This is a genomic window from Bacillus nitratireducens (assembly GCF_036320425.1).
GTDB lineage: Bacteria > Bacillota > Bacilli > Bacillales > Bacillaceae_G > Bacillus_A > Bacillus_A nitratireducens.
On sequence record NZ_JAUMJO010000008.1, the window covers coordinates 164,882 to 189,049 of the forward strand.

Here is a 24,168-nt window from a genome sequence, read left to right on the forward strand (position 1 = left end):
TATAATCTCCCCTTAATTTGACAAGCTAGCTATATGAATATAGCTAGCCTGTTTTGATCATGAAAACATTTTTAATAAAATTGTTGCTGTTACAACCACTGCTGCTCCACCTAAACGCGTTGAAATTTGCGCAAACGGCATTAATTCCATACGATTTGAAGCTGATAAAATAGCAACATCTCCAGTTCCACCTAAACCACTATGACATCCAGTTACAATTGCTGATTCAACTGGATACATTTTCATCACTTTACCTATAAGAAAACCTGATGCTACCATTGTAAGAACAACTGATGCACAAACAACAACATATCCTACGGAAAGAACTGCTGCTACGTCTTTTAACGGAATATATAGCAATCCTAAACCGACCATTAGCGGCCAAGTTAAATTCTTTGAAATAAATTTATATAAATGGAATGCACCTTGCTCCATTTTTGCTGGCATTAATTTAAAGTATTTCACAAGTGCTGCTGAAAAAATCATAATGATTGCTCCTGGAATACCGATAAACTTAGAAGCAAATCCTCCGAAAATAAAGAATGTACATGCAATCAATAACCCGGCTCCCATTAATGAAAAATCAATTGGTTTTTCTGTATTTTGCTCTTTTAATAACTCTGCTTGATTATCTGTTTTTACTAATACACCATTCCCACTAAGCTCAGGTCTCTTCTCACCTAAACGCTTCATATAGCCTGCGCTCACAATTGCAAACATATTTCCGATAATAGCTGCTGGAATAAGCTGTGATACAAACGTTGCTGATGATTCATTTAAAATATCACCGTAAGCTAGTGATAACGGTAAAATCCCTTCCCCAATACCACCACTCACAATTGGCACGATGATAAAGAAAAATGTCTGCTTCATTTCAAATCCAAATAGTGAACCTACTAATAAGCCTACTGCGATAGAAGCTAACGTTCCTACTACTAAAGGAATAAACATGCGAACGAAACCTTGTACTAATACTTTACGGTTCATTCCTAAAATACTTCCTACTACTAAACAAGAAATATATAAATATAAAAAGTTCGATTTTTTCATTAACATAGTCGCAGCTTCCATTGAAGCTGGATTCATCCAGTTAAAAAATACAAGTAACGATGGAATAAATAATGAAAGAATTGCTGGACCACCAATGTTTTTTAGAATTGGAATTCTCATCCCAATATCACCTAAGAAAATCCCCATGATCATAATAACTGCAAATCCACCAATCATATCTGCTGGCAATTTATTATATACAGATGCCCCATAAATAATAGCAGCCAATACTACATATAACGGTAAAGGTATTACACCGATTTTTACATTCATAATTTTCGAAGCGAACGATTCTCTTTGTACCCCATTCTCCTCAGAAAATGATACCGCTTCCATATCCTTTTGAATCCCCATATGGCACCCCCTTGTTTTCTTAGTTACAATATTAAAACGCTTTCAATAGTAAAAATAGTTTTTGAAAGTTTTGTAACTATTTTTGTAATTAAAAAAAGTATAAGCAACTTATAATAAGTCGCTTATACGTAAAAATCTATTTTATTCCGGTCAATACACTTTAATTTACTCACCGGTCTTCCCACACTTTGATACACCATTTCATTCTCTAATACTCCGACTTCAGTCAAAAACATTACATACTTTCGAATAGAAACTCTCGAAACCCCTACTAATTGCGCCATTTCATCAGTTGTAAATGCTTGTCCATTAAGCGATTCGATTTTCTGCCAAATGAGTTGCAATGTTTGCTTTGTTAATCCTTTCGGAAGCTCTTTATAGTCAAAGGACTCTCTTTTTTCTTTTTGTAAAATTAGTGAATCTAATTCCGATTGACTAATTTTTTGTTGTTCTTTCATGAAAGTAAATTTTTCTCGATACACAGTTAATGCTTCCTTAAAGCGTTCAAATGTAAATGGTTTAATTAGATAGTCTACAACTCCATATTGTAATGCTTTTTTGATACTTCCCATATCATGCACAGCTGAAATCATCATAATATCAATTTCTTTTTCTTGATTTCGAATATACATTAACAGCTCAAATCCAGTCTCCTCAGGCATAAAAATATCAAGTAATATGAAGTCTACTCGTGACTTCTCTAATACTTCTATCGCTTCTTTAACTGAATTAACTGCATGGACAAGTTCAAACCCTCCCACTTGCTCTAAGTAATGCTTATTTAGCATCGCAACCATCGGATCATCTTCTACAATCAAAACTTTGATCATTTTATCTCTCATCCCTACTTTTAGGTATTTCAATCGTTATTGTCGTTCCCGTTCCTAACACTGAATGAACATGAATCTCACCATTTATTCGCTGTATACTTTCCTTTACAAGATGCAAACCATACCCCCGATTATCACCTTTTGTAGAATAACCTTTTATAAATAATGCATCAATTTCATCTTCTTTTATGCCTTTCCCTGTATCTTGTACTGTAATAATTAATGTATCCCCATATTGTATTCCAACTTCAACCTGTTTCTTCTCACAGTTCGTCACTGCGTCTAATGCATTATTAATTAAATTTCCGACAATAGTGATCAGTTCATGAATGATACGTTCATCATATATTTCTGGTAAATAAGAATCTTCTTTTATAATTAACTTTATATTTTTCTCTCTAGCATAACTAAGTTTACCTAGTAAAAATCCAGCAAATACTGGGCTTTGAATTTTTTTCATAATCCCCCCCATTTCATATTGATGCTCTGATACCATACTACTTACATATTTCTGCAATTCTTCATACTGCTTCATATGTGTTAAACCTAATACGACATGCATTTTATTCATAAATTCATGAGATTGAGCCCGTAATGCTTCCGCATATAGCCTAGTACCAGTTAACTCTTCTGCTAATTTTCTAATTTCTGTTTTATCACGAAATGTTGCAATTGCACCAACTATTTCTCCTTTTACATATAAAGGAACACGATTAGTAACAATCGTAATTCCATAAATATTTTGTTCTTCGTTTAATTGTACCTCTCCTGTTTGTAACACTTCTTTTATACGTGAATTCGGCATATACAATTCAACATCTTTACCGATAAATTCTTCTTTCAGTCCACTTTTCTTAAATATCCGTTTCGCTTCATTATTGATTAAAGTTACTCTCGCCTCTTTATCTACAGCAATAATACCCTCCTTTACAGATTGCAACATCGTATTTCTTTCTTCAAGAATTTTCGCTATCCTGTGCGGCTCAAGACCGAATAAGCTTTTCTTTATATGCCTAGCTAGCAATATTGCTCCTATAATTCCGACTAGTACTCCAACTCCGACACCAATATAAATAATATGTCTACTTTCCTTAACCCTTTCTTTTACATTATCTGCTGAAATACCGACAGCCACCGCTCCAATTTGTTCACCTGTTTCAGAAAATATTGGTACAAATACTCGCATTGAAATACCTAAAGTTCCTTCTGCTAGCGATACATGTTCCTTCCCTTTCAATACAGGTCCTTCATCTCCCCCAATAAAATGATGACCTATTTTTTGAGGGTTTGGATGCGATTTTCTTATTCCATCCATATCCATAACTACAATAAATTGAACACCTGTATTTTTTAATATCCTATTTGTATACGTTTGGATTGCTGAAGTATCTGCTTTCCCAATCAAACCATTAATTACAACTGAATCATTCGCCACAATGTGTGCAATTGTTTTCGCTTTCTCTGCTTGGCTTTCCTCCGTTGTCCGTTCTACATTATGACTAATTAATATATCTGTCACAAGTAAAGAAAAAATTACTACTGTACAAACTAACAATGTAATCGTTTTCCATAAATTCCATAATCTTTTTCGCATTCCTTCAATAGCTCCCCTAGTTATTAAATAGAATAATAAGTAAGGTGGTATCATTTTCACCCTACTTATATTTGCTGTTATTATACTTTAAATGTACTAGTCATTTCTTATAGTTCTTTTCTTCTTCCATCAAATTAACTTATTTTTCTACAGCCGCTGCACTCTTCGTTATTTCAACAACTTAGAAAACAATACATAATAATAACATGTATTATTTTGCTCAATTATGCATTTTTGCATATTTAGTTATTTTTAAAAAGATTAACTTACAAAATAAGAGAACCCCATATAGAAGTTCTCTTGTTTCATATCATTTTCGCTTCTTAAAAACACCTTTCACAAAACTTTCTTTATGATCCGTGTACTTCTTTATCCCGACCGAATGCTTCTTAGCATAATCTAATTTAAAATTTTTGTACTCCACTTTCGCTTCCTCATTGGCATTCAAATAATCTCTGAAGAAGATTAAATTATTCCAAATCCCCTTTTCATACTCTACTAAATGAATATAATGTGTACGTTTTTGAAAAGAAGGATCAGTAAACTTTGCAAAGATAATTTCACCAGGTCGCTCCACCTTTAATCGTAAAAATCCTATAGATTTAAAACCATCTATAATAGATTTCCCTACTGCATTTAAATCATCTACAGCTACTAATATGTCTATAATTGGCTTGGATACCATACCTTCAATAGTCGTACTGCCAATGTGCTCAATACGATTCGCCTCTATATGCATATTTTCTTGTATTTCATGTTTCACTTTAGAAAATTCTTTTTTCCACTCATCTGTATAACTCACTAACTTAATTTCGTCACCCGTTATTCCTAAGTCCATCCCCCTTTTCCCCCTAATTTATTTTGAGCTTTTCACATAACTAATCGCTTGGCTCCCCATTTGTACCCACGCCTTTTCAAAATTTTCTCTCGATACACTGATATTCGGGCTTTCGTTAAGTGGATCTTGAATATATACAGACTCCTTATCATATCCAACAAGAACAACACAATGTTCATTATAAGTAATAGAAACATCTCCACCATTTGTTTCCCATATAATGAATTCATCCTCATCTAGCGGTGCATATGTTGCATTCGTAATCATTACTACCGGTTGCCCATTACTTACACTCTTATAAAGTTCTTCAATACTCTTCCCTGTTAAGTCCACAGCTTCATTCGGTAAATATTTTTTCGCTAATTGAAAAAGTGGTCCATGATATACACCATATCCCGATTCAGAAAACGTATAAATGTTCCCCACAAATCCTTCATTCGGATTTCCTCTTACACCATCGTCTAAAAAATTTACCTTTTTGATGTCACTCGCTAATTTCATCTTATCTACAGAAACACCCGCATATTGTAACATCATCGCTAAACTTGTTACTTCGCAGCCTCTATCTAACTCTGGTAATTGTTGAATTAAAGGCACATTTGATAACATGACTTTTTCATCGTTATTACTAAACTCTGTTCGTTTTTGACTTTGTATACTTGAAAATAGTAACCCCTTTACTTTCTCCACATACTTTGTAATTCCATTTGTATATGCACCCCATATCCCTATACAAAGTACGGTCATACATATATACCACTTCCATTTTCGTATCACCCTCACGCCCTTTTTAATTCGTTAAATACGAATAAAACGCATCAGCATCTGTTTGAACCATAGGAATAAACTTAAGCTCTTTTCCCTTTTCAGGTTGTTCAAGATTTATCTTCTCCGCCAAATCTTGAATATTCAAATTCGCTCTATCCATATCCAGCTCATCTGCTATTTCTATTACCTTTTGCTCATTGATTTCTCTTAATACTTGATATATATCTTTGCCATATAAATCAATATGATATTTTTTTGCTTCTTCCTGCACTTTTTGTTCGTACACTTCTTGCGCTAACTCTTCCATCTCTTTTCCTTGTTGAGCAATACCTAGCTTTTCTGCCTCTTCTCTAACTTTCGTTCCATAGATTTCTTCCTCAATTTCTTCTACTTCTTTTCCTTCAATTGAAACACCAAGCTTTTCTGCTTCATTATTAATTTTAATCTTATTAATTTGATCAATTAAACTTACAATCGACGTATTCTCTATAGATATTCCTAGTTTTAACGCTTCTTGCCTCACTTTTGTTTCATAAATTTCTTCTGAAAGAATTCCAACATCTTTTCCTTCTACCGAGATACCTAATTTTTCTGCTTCTCTTCCTACTTCCGTTTCATGAATTTCCTTTTCTAACGTAATTTGTTCTTTCCCATCCGTTTCAATTCCTAATTTTTCCGCTTTTTCTTCTGTATGCATTGCATGTATTTTCCCATCATTTAATTGTTCTTTACTACGCTGCGTGTAATCGATCTTTCCTTTTGGTGTTCCAGAAGGAGAGGCCCCCCCTAATATACTTACACTCATTACTCCAATAGTGAATACCGTCATCATTTTCTTTTTCAAGACTTCTTCCTCCCTCTCACACTTTCTTTTTCCAGCTTTCCCATAATTTTTTTAATACTATACATCAACTTCATCACCGTTAAAAATAACAGTATGATTCATCTAATTCATCCAAAAATATCTACTCCAACATCTCTTTCTATTACAAGTTTCCATGATGTAATACATGATACAAGTTGTTTCTTAACTTTCCCTTAAAAAAAGACGACCTTGTAAAAACAAGGTCGTCTTCTCACTTATAATCTTTGATTTTTTGGGAAAATCACTTCAAAACAAGTTCCTTCTCCCCATTTGCTCTCTACCGATATTTTTCCATAATGCTTTTCTACAATCCAATTAGCGATTGAAAGACCTAACCCCGCTCCTTCTGATGGACTTCTTGCTTTATCTCCTTGATAAAAACGATCAAATAACTTTGGAATATCCACTTCTTTAACTCCTATCCCGTTATCCTTCACTTGTATGCGAATCGAACCACTCGTTTGTATACAAGTAATTTGAATATGTCCACCTTCATTCGTATACTTCATTGCATTATCTAGCAATATGACCATCAATTGATGAATTCTCTCTCTATCGCCAATAAACGATATGTCACGTTCTACTTTTAATATCATCTCTTTTTCTTGATAAGAAGCAATCTCTTTATATGGATCTACTATTTCTTCTAACAATTTATTCACTTCAAATGTTTTCTTATCCATCTCGATTTGATTAGAATCCGAACGTGCTAACAATAATAAATTGCTAACTAGTTTTGATAGCCGTCTACATTCCTTTGAAATTGTAGAAATATCCATCGCCTTTTCTTCTATCGTTGCAGATGGTGACTGGAATAATACATCTGTTTTTGATTGAATAACCGCAAGTGGTGTTCTTAATTCATGCGATGCATCCGAAACGAACTGCTGCTGTTTCTCCCATGAATTTTGAATCGGTATGAGTGCTCTCCCCGCTAGGAAAAAGCCGATTCCTATTGCACATAGACTTCCTATGCTGCAACCTATAACGAGAATTAAAAATAAAGTATTTATCATTTCTTTTTCGGCTGTTGTATCGCGTACGATTTGCACAATTTGTCCATCATCCTGAAACGCTAATGTTCTGAAATAATGCCCCTTTACTTCTATATCCTGAAGAACTCCTAATTTCTTTGGCGCAAAAGCTGGAATATTCTCTGTAAAAATAGAGAAAAATCTAGGGTTTTTCTCATCCATTGAGATTGTATTTCCTTTCCAGAACAACTTCATGACTCTTGGATCCCCAATTTGAATATTTTTCATGCCTCCCTTTGGAGGATTCTTAGATTTAACCCCATCTTTATATTCAATTATTTTTTCAAATGATTTATCTACTGCACCATAAATTCGATTATATGTGTATAAATAAATTATACTGCCTAATACCCCAATTAATACGATGAAAACTAATGAATTTACTATAGTCAAACGAATGCGTGTTTTTTGAAACATACTTCCCTTTTTCATTGTTCTTTTAATATATATCCAATACCACGAACAGTTTGAATATCTTTCTGATAACCGAATGGTTCTAATTTTTTACGTAAATGATGAACATACACTTCTACTATGGCTACTGTTGTATCCGAATCAAATCCCCAAACACGATCAAAAATTTGTTCACGCATTAAAATCTTACCGCTATTTTGAATGAGGTACTCTAGAAGTTCATACTGTTTTAAAGTCAGCTTAATTGCTTGTCCATCTACTTGTGCATCTTTATCTTTTCCAAACAGTTCAATCCCTTTATAACGAATTGTCTGCTTTGTTGTTAAACTACCACTTCGTCGTAATAAAGCACGAATTCTCGCTTTTAATTCCGGCGCTTGAAATGGCTTAACGAGATAATCATCTCCGCCAAAATCTAACCCTTTTACTCGATCCTCCAAAGAATCTTTTGCTGTTAAAAATAAAACTGGCGTTTCAATCTTCTCATCTCGTATTTTTTGAATAACTTCAAATCCATCCATTTCTGGCATCATGACATCAAGTAGTATTGCATCATATATATTTTGTAATGCCAAAAACAAGCCATCTTCCCCATTGATTGCCGTGTCCACTTCAAATTCATCGCGTAAAATTTGTACGATAGACTCCAATAAAGCAGCATTATCTTCTACTACAAGTAAGCGCATATTCTCACCTTCCACCATATAGTTCAATTCTATTTATAATTACATTTTAACGTTTTTCTCGATATAAAATTTGGAAGATTTATTATAAAAGCTCTCCCTTAAATTTTGCTTAATAAAAAATTGAAAGAAATAAGATTTCCCTTATCCCTTTCAATTTTTTACTACATACACCTTTTTACTCGGCAATTCTAAACAATTTAACTGACCACCATAAACCGCACCACCATCAATTCCTATAATACGATTACTGCCAAAATATACTCCACAATTCTCACTACCATGAAGCGTTTTTGTTTCCGTATGACCAAATACAACAAACTTTTTGCCACTATATCCACTATGAAACTCATTACGGATCCACATTAACGTGTATGGTTCAGATTCAGAAACTTGTTTCATTGGCTCAACACCAGCATGTACAAAGATATACTCTTCTGTTTCAATGTAATGATCTAATCCTTGAATAAACGTTACATGTTCCTCTAATATATGAGATTGTAAAATCGGTTTTTGGAAGTTTTCCTCCTTAACCGCAATGTCTTCTTCTACAAATCCATAGCTATATAACGTTTTATCTCCACCATTCCTTTTTACCCAATGGTTCCATGAACGTTCCTCATCTGTCGTTAACGCCTTAATCATCATATCTTCATGATTTCCCTTTAAAACGAAGGCTCCCTCTTCTTTTAACTCTTTTACCTTTTCAATGACAGCACTTGCATTCGGGCCACGATCTACATAATCCCCCAACAAAATTAGTTGATCCTGTTTTGCATCGTAGTGAGCTTCTTCCAATAATTGTTCGAACTTTTCTATTTCTCCATGAATATCACTAATAACAAGAATTCTTTTCATATTATCCCCTTCTTTCTAAACCATTCTCTTTCTAATTATAATTCAAAACGACAGAAACTTCTGAATCACATTTATTACAAACTAAAACTATTATCCTTACAACAATGTAAGTCTCATGTCATCCAATTCGATGGTTGCAATTACTGTATTTCCTTATACTAAAAGTAAGAAATGAAACAAAAAACAAGGAGAGATGAGATATGAAAAAAGTGATGGAAGTTGTAGTAGCGGTGGCAGAGGTTTTTGTAAATGGGAAACAGGTTGCAATGGAGTTAAACAAATAATGAAAAGGACAAAATTCATTCTAGACCCTTTACTCATATAAAAGAGATAAGACTTCATCATTTTTTTGATCCCTTATCTCCCAATAAAGAAAGCCACATCCTGAAAAAGGATGCGGCTTTCTCTTATTTTTGACTCGTACGAGCTGAAATACTAATTGCTCTATCTGTTGCTTTTGCGGCTTCATCTAAAGCTTCTTTACTATTCTTTCCGTCATACATTGCTTCTAATGCTTTTACAACTGCATCTCTTGATTCTGGGAATACACTAATTAATGCTCCTTGAGTTGCTGGAGATTGCTTCGTCGCTTGCAATTGTTCTACTGTTACTTTTAGCTGTGGATATTTTTCGTATTGATCTTTTACTAACGGCTCATTATATGCATCTGGATTAATTGAGAAATATCCTGTTGCTGTATGCCATTTTGCTTGTACATCTGGCTTCGTTAAATATTTCATAAAGTCCCAAGCACCTTGTTGCGTTTCTTCTGAAACCATATTCGTCATCCATAATGATGCACCGCCAATAACAACACCATTTTGTTTCGAATCTTCTGGATACGGAATATACGAAACGCCTACATTAAACTTAGATGCATCAATTAAATCACGAACACCAGCCGAAGAATCTAAATACATAGCAACTTGTCCAGATTGGAACGCGGCACGAATATCATCCCAACTTGCTCCATACTTTCCAAGCGCACCAGCTTTATTTAATTCATCTAACATCCCAAATACTTTTTGACCTTCTTTACCGTTAAATACTGCTTTCTGTGCAGCATCTTTACGACCATTTTCATTATCTACATATAAAGCACCTTGTGTCGCTAACAATTCTTCAAAGAACCAACCATAATTCAGCATTGAAAATCCATACTGCTTTACATTTCCGCCTTCTTTAATCGTTAACTTTTTCGCTGCTTCTTTTAACTCCGCATATGTTTTCGGAGCTTTCTCTGGATCTAATCCAGCCTTTGCGAAAGCATCTTTATTATAAATTAATACTGGTGTAGATGAATTAAACGGCATAGAATACATTTTTCCATCAACTGAATAATAGTTCGTAATTGCTTTTTCTAATTTCGATGTATCGTACTTATCTTTTTTAATCCAGCTATCGATAGGCGTAATCTTTTTGCTATCAATCATATACTTCGTTGTAATTTCACTCGATTGAACAAGAGCTGGCGCTTCTTTCGTTGCAGACATCGTTTTAAACTTCGTTAAAGACTCTTCGTATGTTCCTTGAAACTCTGCCTTTATCTCGTATTTATTCTGCGATTTATTATAGTCTGCAACAAGCCCATCTAGTACACCTTGTGTTTTTCCACCCATTGCATGCCAGAAACGAATTACAGTTTTATCACCATTCTTTTCAACTGGAGCTACTTTTGCCTGCGCTTCAGGTTTCCCCTCTGTTTTACTATTTGAACAAGCTGCCCCGGTTAATGCCATTGTGGCTGCCATTAAAAGAGCAGCACTTTTTTTCAATAAACTCATCTCAATCCCACCTTTTCCTATGTATGCTTATTTAATTGCACCTTTTGTTAATCCTTGTTGTAATTGCTTTTGCCCTAAAAATAGTAAAATCAACGTTGGAATGACGATAACCGTAACACCGGCCATTACACTGCCCCAATCAGTTGCAACTTCTTGAGATTGAAGCTGCTTCACACCAATTTGAACCGTTCTTACTTTTTCATCAGTGGTTACTAAGAGCGGCCACAAATACATATTCCACGTTGTTAAAAAGCTATATACTCCAAGCGTAATAAAACTCGTTTTACAATACGGAATTACAACGCTGAATAAAAACCTTACATTTCCAATCCCTTCAATAAAAGCAGCTTCTTTCAGTTCATTCGGAAGTGTCATAAAATGTTGACGTAGTAAGAAAATACCGAAAGCTGTTGCAAAGAATGGCACTGTCATCCCAGCAAAGCTATTGATCCAACCAAAGTTTTGAATCGTTAAAAAGTTCGGCACCATCGTTGCTTCCCACGGAATAAGCATCGTTGAAATAAACAGGAAGAAAATTATGTTTCTTCCTTTAAACTGAAGAAAAACAAAAGCATAAGCTGCTAAACTGGATACGATAAGTTGTCCAATCATAACAATCGTCGATACAATTAAACTGTTGTACAAGTATGTAAAAAGCGGTACTTTTTGAAAGATATTAATAAAATTATCGAAAGTAAATTGGGTCGGAAATAACCTTCTCATTTGAATATCATCTGGTGTCATAAAGCTTATTAAAAACGCATAGAGTACAGGAAAAAACACCATTACTGCACTAATAATGAGCAGCATGTATAATAGGAAATTTTGTTTCCACTGTTTAACGATCATTTATAATGCACCTTTCTCTCAGCAAACTTGAATTGAATCAATGTAGCAATAAAAATGAAAACGAATAATACCATCGCTTGTGCACTTGCTGTTCCAAATTGATGATTCACAAATGCTTCTTTATAAATCGAGTACACAATTAAATTCGTTGCATCATTTGGTCCACCGTGCGTTAAAATATCAATTTGTCCAAAGCTTTGGAACGCACTAATTAACGTTACTGTCACGATAAAAAATAAAGTTGGTGATAGCATCGGTAATGTAACGCGGCGAAGCTTATACAAATAACTGGCACCATCTATAGATGCACTCTCATATAAAGACGTATCAATATTTTGTAAACCACCTAATATAACTAAAAATGCAAATCCCGTATTCACCCAAACCGTTGTAACCGATACAGAAAACAGTGCCCATTCTGGACTCGTTAACCATGCGATTGCAGGAAGATTCATAGAGGCTAATATATTATTAAATAACCCTACACTTGGATGAAATAAAAATAGCCAAATCACTGCACTAGCAGCTACTGATATTCCCATCGTTGAAGAAAAAAGAACTCGGAACAATCCAATACCTCTTACTTTTTCATTTGCAATTAATGCAAGAAATAAGGCGAATACAATGCTAGTAGGCACTGTATATAAAACAAATAATAAAGTTGACTTTATACTTTTGTAGAAAGCAGGATCAGAAAATAAATATTGATAATTTTCTAAACCAACGAAAAGATTAGCTTCTCCGTGTATATCTGTTAAATAAAAGCTATAGTAGATCGTCCTAAACAATGGATAGAAAAGAAAAATTGAAAATAACAAAATAGATGGCGCCAAAAACAATAATCCTATTCTTAAATCTTTCGTTCTGCCCCATAAACTCTTCTTTTTTGACACTGTTGTTTGAACTGGTAACTTACCTACTTCAATCATTATTTCGCCACCACTTTCAACTCTTCTTCAGCCACCACTTTTAATCGTTCATTCGTATTTTGGTGAAAGAAGCATAGTTTTTCTTGCGAGAATAATAATTTTACTTTGTCACCTTTGTTCAGGAGTAACTGTCCAATGACTTTCGCACTCCAAGTTGTTCCATTTACCGCAAAGTTTAATATAGATTCATTTCCTAATACTTCTACAGATTGCAGCGTAACTTCTTGTCCTTCCTCAGACAATGCAATATGCTCAGGCCGCATGCCGATTCGAATTGTTCCTTCTGGTAATTGCTTTAACTGTCCAATAGATAATGGAATTTGCAATTGCCCTATATGTAATACGCCTTTTTCTTTATCCATTTTTCCATCATTTATATTCATAGAAGGAGAACCTATAAAACTTGCAACAAATTCGTTTGCTGGTTCGTTGTATATATCAAGAGGTGTTCCAACTTGTTGTATACTTCCTTTATTTAAGACCATGATACGATCTCCCATAGTCATCGCTTCTATTTGATCGTGAGTAACGTAAATCATCGTAATTCCTAGTCTTTGCTGAATTTCTCTAATTTCAATCCTCATTTGCGCACGTAATTTCGCATCTAAATTCGAAAGTGGTTCATCCATTAAACAAATCGGTGCTTGACTCACGATCGCCCTGGCAAGCGCAACACGCTGTCTTTGCCCGCCTGATAATTGGCCCGGTTTCATTTTCACATACTCTTTCAGTCCTACCATTTCAATGGCTTCCATTAATCGTTTTTGTCGCTCTTCTTTTTGTACTTTCCTTACCTTAAGTCCAAATAAAATATTTTCTTCTACAGTTAGGTGTGGATATAATGCATAATTTTGAAATACCATTGATAGATTACGGTCTTTCGGCTCTAAATCATTTGCAACACGTTCATTAATCATTAAATCTCCCGAAGAGATTTCTTCTAAGCCAGCGATCATTCGTAGTAATGTACTTTTTCCACATCCCGAAGGTCCAACTAAAACAAAAAATTCTCCCTTCTTAATATGAACTGATACGTCTTTAACCGCTGTCTCTTCCGCATTTTTATATACCTTTGAAACATCTTTCAATTCGATCACAAGGTTGCACTCCTTTTTTCTTCTTGTATCCATACTTCATAATGACTCGTTGAAATCGCACTTGCTCCTGCACGAATGGCAATTTCCGCATCTTCCCGCGTTTGAATCAATCCGCCTGCAATAATGGGAAATTCTATTTCCGCTGCTAGCTGCTTAATAATTGAAGGCATAATACCAGGCATAATCTCTACTGCATTCGGTTTAGTCGTTTTACAATTTTCAATTGATTTTGTAAGAGATAAAGTATCGACAATAAAAATACGTTGAATCGTTTTTAATCCAATTTTATTGGCATTTCGAATTGTCGAACCTTTTGTTGAAATAATGCCTTGTGCTCCGATAACATCTTGAATATACAAAAGAGCTTCCTCTGTATTCGTATTTAAACCTTGTATAAAATCACAATGAAGAAATACATCATGTCCATGTTTCTGTAATTCGTATACACGCTCTGGTAACTCCAGCATTGAACCCGTCATAAGAAAAACTGTTTTCGGTAATTTTTTGTATGTTTTGTACCCTTTCCAATCCTTTATCATCGCTATATAAAGTTCTTCAAACATTCATTCCACCTAGCTTTTCTATTTTTATCCAAACTAAAAACACCTACTTACATAGAACACCTTTCTCCTTATTTGAACTCTAGGGAATAGAGCACACTTAAGAAAGCGGCACGTTATATGTAAGCGGGTGTTCTCAAATGTTCTCTACCCTAGTTATTTTGTTACCTTTACTATATTACGCATTTATTAAGTCAGTTTTGATAGATTGTTAATTAGGTGTTAACCGAATGTTAATATTCACCACATCATGATTTACAATAATCCGGATATATAAATATAAACCAACAGAACACAACGATGTTTAAAATTCAATCGATATGTAAATTCATTCCATAATTAATGAGTTTTAGTTTTCTTGCCACTGCTTGCGAAGCAAAGTTATCCCAAGAAGTACTATAAAGCGGAATGCGCTTTTCCTCTTGTATTGATATTGCCCAGGCTGTAACGACATCAGCACCATATCCATTCCCCTGAAACTCCGCTAAAGTTTCCACACTTGCCTCAGCAGCTACGGGTGTACTTCTGGCACTGCAACATATAGAAACTACCTTTTCATTTTTTACAATTGCAAAATAAGGTTTCTTCCATTCCATCTGTTCTATTAGATTAGAAAAATTTTCTCGCAAAAGCTCTTTATTTTTCTCTGTTATTTGTATTGTTCTAGTTGGTTTATGTAAATTATTAGGGAACATGAAAGCAGGACCCATCCAAATATTCTCCACCGTTCTCTCTTCATTTAATACTTTAATGATTTTTGCTATCTCTATGTGATTTGAGCGTTCTCGAATTAATTTCTCAATCTTACTTATCATTTCACTATCCAGGTTATAATGATATCTCGTTATATTCCCTTCACGTGTTCGGCCAAGAAAAAAACGCGGCGCTTTCAGATTTCCATTTTCATTTACACTCTTTATTCTTCCTACTTGATTATGAACAAATAAAACCTCTGCCTGAATTGCTATTAACTCAAGTTCTGAAAATTTCATTTGTAGCCTCCTTAGTTACTATGTATATAAATTCCATTTAGCAAAGCTTTATAGAATACGCACATAAGAATTCCTTATCTATTCCTCTTTTTAAATAATTTTTTCAAAACAAAAATCCCATTCAAATACACATTACTGAATCCATCATATACTAACTGATTTCTTCATTCTGTCTATCTAAATGGGATTATTTGGTACTTTTTTATTCAGCTTATTATTCCGCCAGTTGTGGTTGCGGCTGTACTACTTCATTCGCTCCAGCTATCCTCAACATATTCGCAATATCTTTAAAACCTCTTTTTTCAGCATATTGCAGCGGCGTAATATTTTCCTTATTGGCCATATTTACATCTGCCCCGTGGTCAATAAGCATTTGAATTACTTTCTTATGACTTTCACTACCATTTCCTAATACAATTGCTTCTAATAAAGCTGTTCCACCACGTTCATTCTTATAATTCACATCAATATCTGTATGCTCTAATAATTCTTTAACAACCTCTACATGGCCACGCTCAGATGCAGAAATAAGTGCTGTTCCACCTGACTTAGTCGTTTCTTTCGTATTAACTCCTGCATTAATTAATACTTTTACAATATCCGTATATCCTTCTCTACTTGCAGAAAGAAGTGGATTGCTTTGTTTCTCATCTTTAATTTCAATATTAGCACCTGCACCAATTAATGCTTTAACTGTCTCTACATGATTTTGATACGTCGCTGCAAGGACAGGCGTTTCTCCGTTGTCACCTTCTACATTGATATTCGCTCCATCTTGGATCAGCTTCATAGCTGTTTCTGTGTCTCCAAGCGTCGCAGAAAGTAGCAACTGTTTGTCCATTAAATTTATACTTTTTTCTTCTTTAGATTCTTCCTGTTCTTTATGCTTTTCTTTTTTCTTTTCGTTTTTCACATGAACCGGTTTTGATTCTGGCTCCTCTTGCTTATCGCAAGCCACTACCGTCATTAAAAGTCCTAATAACATACATAATAAAATTTTTTGTTTTCTCACAACTACAGCTCCTATGAAAGATAATGTTTTCTTAACCATTCCTCCATCACATACAATAATTCTTCTTGAATACATTTATCCATAAGCCCTTTAGATTCCTTCTTTAATCGGATTATCCTAAACTTATATCGATGTTTCTCAACCTATTGGAATGATACGCCTGATGGCCTCATCATTAACATTATGAAGCAATTAGTTTAGCACGTTTTTACCGCATTTGTATACATTTCTAAAAAGTACATAAATGATTGCTTTAGGTTACTATATTCCATTGTAACCGTTCTTCTAAAAATTTTACACCTTTTCTATATTTGCACCTGAGTAATAATAGAAAAAGACAACTATATAGTTGTCTTTTTCTATTATTAATGATGCCCACCGTGATTTCCTGTTTTCGGTTTCCCCATCATCTCTTTATTCATTTCCCATTTATGCTCCGCTAGCTCTTTATATGAAAGAACTTTCCCCTTATAGTTAGATACAAAGCTCTCTGCATCTTTTTTATTTTTAAATGAAATGACATTATAAGCCATTGGTGTCGTTATTGTTTTATCATATACGTAAGTGGCATCTTCTAACGAAACCCAATCTTTCGAATCATAGTCTCGAACAAATTTTTCTTTCGTCTTTTCACCTGAATTGATCTCCATCCATTTATACATACAACCGATATCATCAAACTTTAACGCTTTTCCATTCTCCAAAATAATTTCTGTTGCGAATTGATTATCCATTACCCCTATTTGACAAATATCACACTTATCATTTTTCTCATTAATCGCAACAGCTGTTAGTTCTTTTTTCCCACATCCTACTATCGTAAATATGAAACATAAACATATAACAAGTGCGACATATTTTACCTTCATCAATATTCCTCCCTAGAAACCGTATACTCCACGAAAAGAATACCAAAAGGTTGTGTGAGATTTGTGAAAAAATAATGTTCTTTTTGTAATATATGGAACAAAAAAGAGATGTGCAGTTACTTCTACACATCCCTCATCATTCACAACCAGTAATTAATAAATCATCTTCTAACTTAACTAATAATGTGTCCGTATCAATGTTTTGTCCAACTTCTACATTTACTAATCTTATATTCCCACTAATACCTACTGCGATTTTTTCAATTTCACCGTCACTTTTTCGGATCATCATTAACTTTTCCCATTCATATACGTAAGAGGATTCATTAATAAAAATCTCCTCTACTTTTCCTTTACACGAACTATAAATTTCTTCTATTCTTGTTTGCATTCAAAATCTACTCCCTACTTCACGCTTCGCTATTTCCATCTTATTCTACCATTCTTGTACGAAGGCATTTATCTTTTTAAAAATTCAAAATTACCCTGTGAACAAAATGATCAAAATAAAGATTATGCTTCTAATGATGTTATTTTTCAAATTATTTACCATTCAGATTGAAACTTTTATTATAAACAAAAAACCTTTTATCTGAATTTTTATTTTATTTTGAAAGCGTAATCATTTTTTTGAGGGGGAGATTACATGTTAGCATTACTCGGATTTACAATGGTATTTGTCTTTATGTTTTTGATTATGACGAAACGTATGTCTGCACTAGTAGCATTAATATTAGTTCCAATTATTTTCGCATTAATTGGTGGCTTTTATGCCAATATGGGCCCTATGATGTTAGAAGGAATTCAAAAGCTAGCACCTACTGGCATTATGCTTATGTTCGCCATTTTATATTTCGGAATTATGATTGATAGCGGTTTATTCGATCCTGTCATTAGTAAAATATTAAAATTTGTAAAAGGAGATCCTTTAAAAATTGTTGTTGGTACAGCTATTCTTACTATTATCGTTTCATTAGATGGTGACGGAACAACAACATATATGATTACAGTTTCCGCAATGTATCCACTATATAAACGTCTTGGGATGAATCCACTTATATTAGCTGGGGTTGTTATGTTAGGGGCAGGTGTTACAAATCTTACACCTTGGGGTGGACCAACCGCTCGGGTTATGAGTGCTCTTGGACTTGATGCATCAGAGCTCTTCACACCGCTTATACCAGGAATGATTGCTGGTGCCATTTGGGTTGTTTTCGTTGCCTACTACCTTGGAAAAAAGGAAAGGAAACGTTTAGGAATTATGGATGTACAATATTTAAAACAAATGCAAACAATGGATGAGCAAGCTGCAACAGTCGAAGCTGCAGTACATAAACGTCCTAAACTGCTATGGATTAACTTTTTATTAACTGTTGCCCTACTCGTCTGTCTCATACTAGAAGTTATGCCGTTACCTGTGTTATTTACAGTCGCTTTTGCTATTGCGGTGATGATTAATTATCCAAGCTTGGAACAACAAAAAGAACGTATTGCCTCTCACGCTGGAAACGTATTAGCCGTTGTTTCTCTCGTATTTGCCGCTGGAATTTTCACTGGTATTCTATCAGGGACAAAAATGGTAGATGCAATGGCTCAAAGTGTAGTGACTCTTATACCAGATGCACTTGGACCACAACTACCAATTATTACAGCTCTTCTTAGTATGCCGTTCACATTTTTCATGTCCAATGATGCTTTTTACTTCGGTGTACTACCCATTTTAACAAAAGCTGCTGCTGCTTACGGAATTAGTGCAGCTGAAATGGGACGCGCTTCATTACTCGGGCAACCTGTTCACTTACTAAGCCCTCTCGTCGCTTCCACTTATTTATTAGTCGGAATGGCCAAAGTTGATTTTGGTGAACACCAACGCTTTACTTTACTTTGGGCTGTTGGAACGACAATGGTTATGTTGATTACTGGAATTGTAATTGGGATTATTCCAATATAAGATGAGATTCAAAAAAACAGTAGAGAAATGTAATCCTCTACTGTTTTTTTATGGAAACATACTATGAAGAAACACGGAAATACCTTCTTTCTGGCCTCCCCACACTTCCATATATAAGCTCTGCATGCACTTTCTTTCCAGAAATTAAATACTCTAAATAGCGCCTCGCTGTTGATCGGCTAACACCTACCATTGAACTTAACATCTCTGCAGTAATTCCATCTTCATTAACAGTCAGCATATGCTTTTTTATTTTTGCTAGCGTTAATGGATCTATCCCTTTCGGGGCGTATTCTATATGATTTGCCTGCACACCTCTTTGAGACCATAGATGTTCAATTTGTTCCGGTGATAATTGAGCGCTTTTCTTTAATTGCGTAATCTTTTTTTGATAATTTTCTAAACTTGTTTTAAATCGATCGAATGTAAGCGGCTTTACGATATAATCTGTTACTCCGCCTCGTAAAGCATGCCGCACTACATCTGTTTCTGATGCGGCTGTAATCATAATAATATCTGTATCATGTAAATTATGCCTAATATATGTGACGAGTTCAGTCCCTTGCATATCAGGTAAATATACATCTAATAAAACGAGCTGTGGCTTCACAAATTCTAACCATTCCTTCGCTTGTTCCCCAGTCGTTGCCGTCCCAATCACTTTAAACCCATCAATTTTTTCAGTAAAACGCCGATGAATCTCTGCAATCCGAATATCATCTTCTACAATCAATACTTCAATCCCCTCATTCATTACAATTCGCCTCTCTCTTTCGGTAATGCAATGATAAATAAAGCACCACCTAAATCCCCTTTTTCAATCGCAATACTCCCGTTTAAATCTTCTACTAACTCTTTTACTTTTGCTAATCCATATCCACGTTTTTCGCCCACTTTCGTCGAAAAACCTTTATAGAATATACTTGTAATTATTTCATCATGAACACCTTGTCCTGAATCTTCTACTTCAATTAATATTTCTTCCCCAATGTCTGTTACAAACATTCTTACTTTCTTATCATGATCTTGATTTCTTTCAATTGCTTCAAATGCATTCGTGATCAAATTCCCTAAAATAGAAACAACGTAATTACTATCAATATGCGGACTTAGCTTCTCTAAACTACTTTCTCTATCTAACACAAAATCAATCTTCAATTCTCGTGCCCTATTGTAAAATCCAATTAAAATTCCACCTAGCCATGGATTTTGAATTCTCTTCATAATAAATTGAACGAAGTCTTGATATACTGCCGTTTCCTTATGAATAAGCTCTAAAGCATCTTCATAAGACTCTAATTGAATAAGTCCTGAAAGCGTATACAACAAATTGTTATATTCGTGCGTTTGCGCCCGCAATGCCTCTGTATACTGCCGTGTTTGAGATAATTCCGCTGTTAATTGATCCATCTCAGATTTCAAGCGCAAGCTGGATACTACACCAGTTACTTTATTATTGACTTTAATAGGTAGGCGATTGGCAATAACATCCTGTCCCTTTATATTTAATTGACGGTCAAATTGTTCTTCGCCAGTTTGAAGTACGTCCAGTATCGATGAGTTAGGAATAACATTTAAAATAAATTCGCCCATTATATTTTGTCGTTTATCTAAAGAAAGAATGTCATTTGCTGCTTGATTTACTAAACTAACCATTCCATTTTTATCGATTACTACAATCCCTTCGCGTACAGATTGAATAACTGTACTATGCTCCTCATATAAAGATGAAATTTCCTCTGGCTCCATTCCAAACATCATTCGTTTTATACTTCTTGCTAAATATATAGAGCCAATTATCCCAATTAACAGACCTATTATTGTAATCCAAAACACACGCTTTCCATATACTTCTATCGCTCCATGAATATCATCCATTGAAAATCCAACAGAAACTACGCCAATAATTTCATTATCCTGATTACGAATTGGGACTTTTCCTCGTAATGAAGGCCCTAATGATCCCGTTGCTTCCGAAACGTAAGACTTCCCCTCTAATAGAACCCCTGTGTTATCTCCTCCAACCATTCTCTCTCCTATTTTATCAAGCATAGGATGTGCGTAACGAATACCATCTTTATTTCCAACTACAATAAAGTCCGCATCTGTTTCGATTCGAATTTTCTCTGCAATTGGCTGAATAATAGAAGCTGGATTTTCCTTTTGAAAAGCTTCCCCAATTTCTGGTATAGCAGCAACTGTTTTCGCAACATGCAACGCTCTTTTTCCAATTTGCTCCTCTACTGTTTCAGATAGTATATAGTAAAATAAATAGCTTGTTAACAGCAGTACAACAAGAATAAGTGTGCTAATAGTTAATGTAATTCTCGGTTGCAGCTTTAATTTTTTTAATTTCAAAACCATTCCCCTAACATGATTAAAGATAGAATTTAAAGAAAATACAGTTTTTTTATTATCGCCTTTAATCATAACACGGTTACTATATATTTCTTTATCTTTATCTTCATAAAAAAAGAAACGAAGTAAAATTACTACCTCGTTTCTTAATATTTGTTATTACACTTTAAATTTACCAATCATTACTTGTAGTTCTGCCATTTACTAGAGATTCTTTTCATCTTGCTATTCTTTATCTTTTTTTATTTCTTTCTTCTCATCTTCTACTACTGATACTACAGGTTTATCATTTGATAGTTGTTGCACGGCACCTTTTCCAGCGAATCCTTCCAGTAATTCTTTTAAATCAATGCCAGAAGAAGCTTTTAACGTTTCTTGCATTGTTGCCATTAAATCAGTCGCATAGCCTGCAACCTTCCCGGCACCGCTATTCTTACCACCGCCGCCTGTATCAACAACTGTAATTTTATCAATATTGCTAAGTGGACTTGCAATTTCTTTCGCGTAACTTGGAAGCATTTTAAGAACCATATCCATAATTGCCGCTTGACCATATAATTCAAACGCCTCTGCAATTTTTTGTTTCGCTTCTGCTTCTGCTAAACCTTTTAACCTAATAACATCTGCTTCCGCTGTACCTTGCGCTTTTTGTACTTCCGCTTTCGCTTGACCTTGCGCTTTTTCAATTTCTGCTTTTGCTAAACCTTCTACACGTACTTCTTCTGCACGTGCTCTTGCTTCAGCTTCAATCTTATATTGATCCGCATCTGCCTTTTTAATTTGTTTTACTTTTTCAGCTTCAGCTGATTGCTCAACAGCATAGCGATCTGCATCTGCTTTTTTCTTTACTTCTGCGTCATACTGCTTTTCACGACGCGCAATCTCTTTTTCTTCTAACTCAATTTGCTTTTCACGCTCAATGATTTTAACGCGCATTTGCTCTTCTGTAACACCTTGTTGCGCTTTCGCTTGTTGTAATTCGTAAGAAAGATCCGCATCTGCGCGAGCTTGTTCCTGCTCTCGTTTATAAGATTGTACTTTTAATTCTTTATGTTTTTCAGCTTCAGCGATTTGTGCATCACGCTGATACTCTGCTTCTTTCGCTTCTTTCTCTGCACGAGCTTTTTCAATACGTGCTTCTTTTTCACGCTCTGCATTCGCAACTGTTGCATCACGTTTAACCATTGCAATTTGTGGCTGACCAAGTGCATCTAAGTAACCGTTCTTATCCATTATCTCCTTAATTGTAAAGGAAACGATGCGAAGCCCCATCTTTTTCAAATCAGTTGAAGCTACTTCATGTACCTTTTGAGCAAATTGCTCTCTATTACTATAAGCATCTTCTACTGTCATAGAAGATAAAATAGCACGTAGATGCCCTTCTAAAACTTCTTTTGCTTCTATTTTTAACTCTTCTGTTTCTTTTCCTAAATATTGTTCAGCTGCTGTAGAAACTTCTTCAATTGTGGATCCTACTTTAATAATAGAAACACCATTTACTGTAATCGGTACACCCTGTTTCGTATACGTATCACGTGTACCAACTTCTAATTTGTAGTTTAATAGGCTTAAAGGCTCTGCTCTTTGCATAATTGGAACTACGAATGTACCGCCCCCGCGGATAATCTTAATCTTCTTTCCATCATCAGTGGTAACGACATTCTTTCCACCGCCAAGCCAGTTCCCTGTTACAATTAACGCTTCATCTGGACCAACTGTACGATACTTTGTAATGAATACTAAAATGAGTAGAAGTAAAATTGCGATTAAAACTCCACCGATAATTAATGGAATCGTCATGTAAATTCCCCCTTATAATTTTGGTTTCTTTAAAGAATAAGCGATGTTTTTTACAAGTAAAACACCATCTTGAACTCCCTCGATAATGACCTCAGTTCCTTGTGAAATATCTTTTTTTCCAATTGCTCTAGCTGGTATTGCATTACTTCCAAATTGGGAGGAGATTAATACTTCACCAAACCCTTCTCTAGGGATTGTAGTAATGACTTCTCCCTTGCATCCGATAAATTCATCCATGCGTTGGACAGTATTTTGTTCTGCTTCTGCAATTGGTTTTAAAATTAGTATTTTCATTATGAAAACACCGATAAAAGATATAGCAAATGAGGCCCCGAAAATAACGAGACTATTATAGGAGTATAAATATTCCCCTATATAACTAAGTCCACATAACATGGCGAAAAAACTAAGTAGCAACGTTACAACGGATACAGATCCGCCTCCAAAACTAAATATTGATTCAAAAATATCTCCAAAAAAGATATAAATAACAGTAAGTATAGTTGCAATTATAAATCCGTATAAATAAATTGTTTCAAGTGGATAACCGAACAAGGTCATTTTTATCCCCCTTTCTTAAACAATCCTTTTTTGTTATGTGTATGCCCCACCTCTTTCAAAGATTATTAATCTTAATTTTCAGTTATTTACTTTTTAAAGAAAAACCTGTAAGACAGGT

Annotated in this window: 23 protein-coding genes; 1 reads left to right on the forward strand and 22 read right to left on the reverse strand. The window is 34.7% G+C overall.

Translation table 11 applies throughout. From position 1 onward, the window contains the following. Positions 1-57: 57 nt before the first annotated feature. From Q3V31_RS25160 to Q3V31_RS25245, 18 genes are all read right to left on the reverse strand, one after another. Positions 58-1,404: a 2-hydroxycarboxylate transporter family protein gene (locus Q3V31_RS25160; protein WP_000512690.1), complete on the reverse strand. Its 1,347-nt coding sequence runs from the start codon at positions 1,402-1,404 to the stop codon at positions 58-60. A 122-nt stretch (positions 1,405-1,526) separates the two neighbouring features. After that, positions 1,527-2,234 carry a response regulator gene (locus Q3V31_RS25165; RefSeq protein WP_000598647.1) on the reverse strand — a complete coding sequence of 236 codons (708 nt, stop codon included), beginning with the start codon at positions 2,232-2,234 and terminating at the stop codon, positions 1,527-1,529. A 1-nt stretch (position 2,235) separates the two neighbouring features. After that, positions 2,236-3,828, reverse strand: a complete 1,593-nt coding sequence (locus Q3V31_RS25170) for a sensor histidine kinase (protein ID WP_033670025.1) — start codon at positions 3,826-3,828, stop codon at positions 2,236-2,238. Between the two features lie 310 nt (positions 3,829-4,138). Continuing rightward, positions 4,139-4,666, reverse strand: a complete 528-nt coding sequence (locus tag Q3V31_RS25175) for a GrpB family protein (RefSeq protein WP_016128658.1) — start codon at positions 4,664-4,666, stop codon at positions 4,139-4,141. 18 nt (positions 4,667-4,684) lie between these two features. Next, positions 4,685-5,413, reverse strand: coding sequence for a C39 family peptidase (locus Q3V31_RS25180; RefSeq protein WP_000217064.1), 729 nt, complete (start codon positions 5,411-5,413; stop codon positions 4,685-4,687). Between the two features lie 43 nt (positions 5,414-5,456). Further along, on the reverse strand, positions 5,457-6,278 hold the full coding sequence (locus Q3V31_RS25185) for a hypothetical protein (protein WP_000728600.1): 822 nt from the start codon (positions 6,276-6,278) through the stop codon (positions 5,457-5,459). Between the two features lie 236 nt (positions 6,279-6,514). Then, positions 6,515-7,765 (reverse strand): sensor histidine kinase, encoded by a 1,251-nt coding sequence (locus Q3V31_RS25190; RefSeq protein WP_080119846.1) that lies wholly within the window; start codon positions 7,763-7,765, stop codon positions 6,515-6,517. Beyond that, positions 7,762-8,433 carry a response regulator transcription factor gene (locus Q3V31_RS25195; protein ID WP_001238606.1) on the reverse strand — a complete coding sequence of 224 codons (672 nt, stop codon included), beginning with the start codon at positions 8,431-8,433 and terminating at the stop codon, positions 7,762-7,764. Before Q3V31_RS25195 ends, Q3V31_RS25190 begins: the two co-directional genes overlap by 4 nt. Positions 8,434-8,583: 150 nt before the next feature. Beyond that, complete coding sequence (locus tag Q3V31_RS25200; protein WP_000821956.1) at positions 8,584-9,288, reverse strand: metallophosphoesterase family protein; 705 nt, start codon at positions 9,286-9,288, stop codon at positions 8,584-8,586. A 407-nt stretch (positions 9,289-9,695) separates the two neighbouring features. Next, a complete protein-coding gene (locus Q3V31_RS25205; RefSeq protein WP_000054806.1) occupies positions 9,696-11,072 on the reverse strand; it encodes an ABC transporter substrate-binding protein in 1,377 nt (458 codons plus the stop codon). A gap of 27 nt (positions 11,073-11,099) precedes the next feature. Next, positions 11,100-11,921 carry a carbohydrate ABC transporter permease gene (locus tag Q3V31_RS25210; RefSeq protein WP_000635943.1) on the reverse strand — a complete coding sequence of 274 codons (822 nt, stop codon included), beginning with the start codon at positions 11,919-11,921 and terminating at the stop codon, positions 11,100-11,102. Further along, the gene (locus Q3V31_RS25215) at positions 11,918-12,850 is read right to left on the reverse strand and encodes a carbohydrate ABC transporter permease (RefSeq protein WP_000573577.1); all 933 of its coding nucleotides are present in this window, start codon (positions 12,848-12,850) and stop codon (positions 11,918-11,920) included. Before Q3V31_RS25215 ends, Q3V31_RS25210 begins: the two co-directional genes overlap by 4 nt. Next, complete coding sequence (locus tag Q3V31_RS25220) at positions 12,850-13,947, reverse strand: ABC transporter ATP-binding protein (RefSeq protein ID WP_016128655.1); 1,098 nt, start codon at positions 13,945-13,947, stop codon at positions 12,850-12,852. The genes Q3V31_RS25215 and Q3V31_RS25220 overlap by 1 nt, the downstream gene beginning before the upstream one ends. Beyond that, positions 13,944-14,510 (reverse strand): glycerol-3-phosphate responsive antiterminator, encoded by a 567-nt coding sequence (locus Q3V31_RS25225; protein ID WP_016128654.1) that lies wholly within the window; start codon positions 14,508-14,510, stop codon positions 13,944-13,946. Before Q3V31_RS25225 ends, Q3V31_RS25220 begins: the two co-directional genes overlap by 4 nt. A gap of 308 nt (positions 14,511-14,818) precedes the next feature. After that, a complete protein-coding gene (locus Q3V31_RS25230; RefSeq protein ID WP_000672308.1) occupies positions 14,819-15,499 on the reverse strand; it encodes a GNAT family N-acetyltransferase in 681 nt (226 codons plus the stop codon). Between the two features lie 214 nt (positions 15,500-15,713). Continuing rightward, positions 15,714-16,586 carry an ankyrin repeat domain-containing protein gene (locus tag Q3V31_RS25235; RefSeq protein WP_000287319.1) on the reverse strand — a complete coding sequence of 291 codons (873 nt, stop codon included), beginning with the start codon at positions 16,584-16,586 and terminating at the stop codon, positions 15,714-15,716. Positions 16,587-16,876: 290 nt separating this feature from the next. Next, positions 16,877-17,380: a nitrous oxide reductase accessory protein NosL gene (locus Q3V31_RS25240; RefSeq protein ID WP_000865655.1), complete on the reverse strand. Its 504-nt coding sequence runs from the start codon at positions 17,378-17,380 to the stop codon at positions 16,877-16,879. Between the two features lie 136 nt (positions 17,381-17,516). Next, positions 17,517-17,771, reverse strand: a complete 255-nt coding sequence (locus Q3V31_RS25245; protein WP_001194765.1) for a hypothetical protein — start codon at positions 17,769-17,771, stop codon at positions 17,517-17,519. Positions 17,772-18,026: 255 nt separating this feature from the next. Between Q3V31_RS25245 and Q3V31_RS25250 the strand changes: the two genes are divergently transcribed. Continuing rightward, positions 18,027-19,331 (forward strand): CitMHS family transporter, encoded by a 1,305-nt coding sequence (locus tag Q3V31_RS25250; RefSeq protein ID WP_000880481.1) that lies wholly within the window; start codon positions 18,027-18,029, stop codon positions 19,329-19,331. A 61-nt stretch (positions 19,332-19,392) separates the two neighbouring features. On the opposite strand, the gene Q3V31_RS25255 is transcribed toward Q3V31_RS25250, so the two are convergent. The 4 genes from Q3V31_RS25255 to Q3V31_RS25270 all read right to left on the reverse strand — a co-directional run bounded on the left by Q3V31_RS25255 (position 19,393) and on the right by Q3V31_RS25270 (position 24,050). Then, positions 19,393-20,085: a response regulator gene (locus Q3V31_RS25255; protein WP_001002006.1), complete on the reverse strand. Its 693-nt coding sequence runs from the start codon at positions 20,083-20,085 to the stop codon at positions 19,393-19,395. After that, a complete protein-coding gene (locus tag Q3V31_RS25260) occupies positions 20,085-21,695 on the reverse strand; it encodes an ATP-binding protein (RefSeq protein WP_080119844.1) in 1,611 nt (536 codons plus the stop codon). Before Q3V31_RS25260 ends, Q3V31_RS25255 begins: the two co-directional genes overlap by 1 nt. A 219-nt stretch (positions 21,696-21,914) precedes the next feature. Then, entirely contained in the window at positions 21,915-23,489 is a 1,575-nt protein-coding gene (locus Q3V31_RS25265) for a flotillin lipid rafts scaffold protein FloT (RefSeq protein WP_016128652.1), read from the reverse strand. A gap of 12 nt (positions 23,490-23,501) precedes the next feature. Further along, positions 23,502-24,050 carry an NfeD family protein gene (locus Q3V31_RS25270; protein WP_000171834.1) on the reverse strand — a complete coding sequence of 183 codons (549 nt, stop codon included), beginning with the start codon at positions 24,048-24,050 and terminating at the stop codon, positions 23,502-23,504. Positions 24,051-24,168 lie beyond the last annotated feature (118 nt).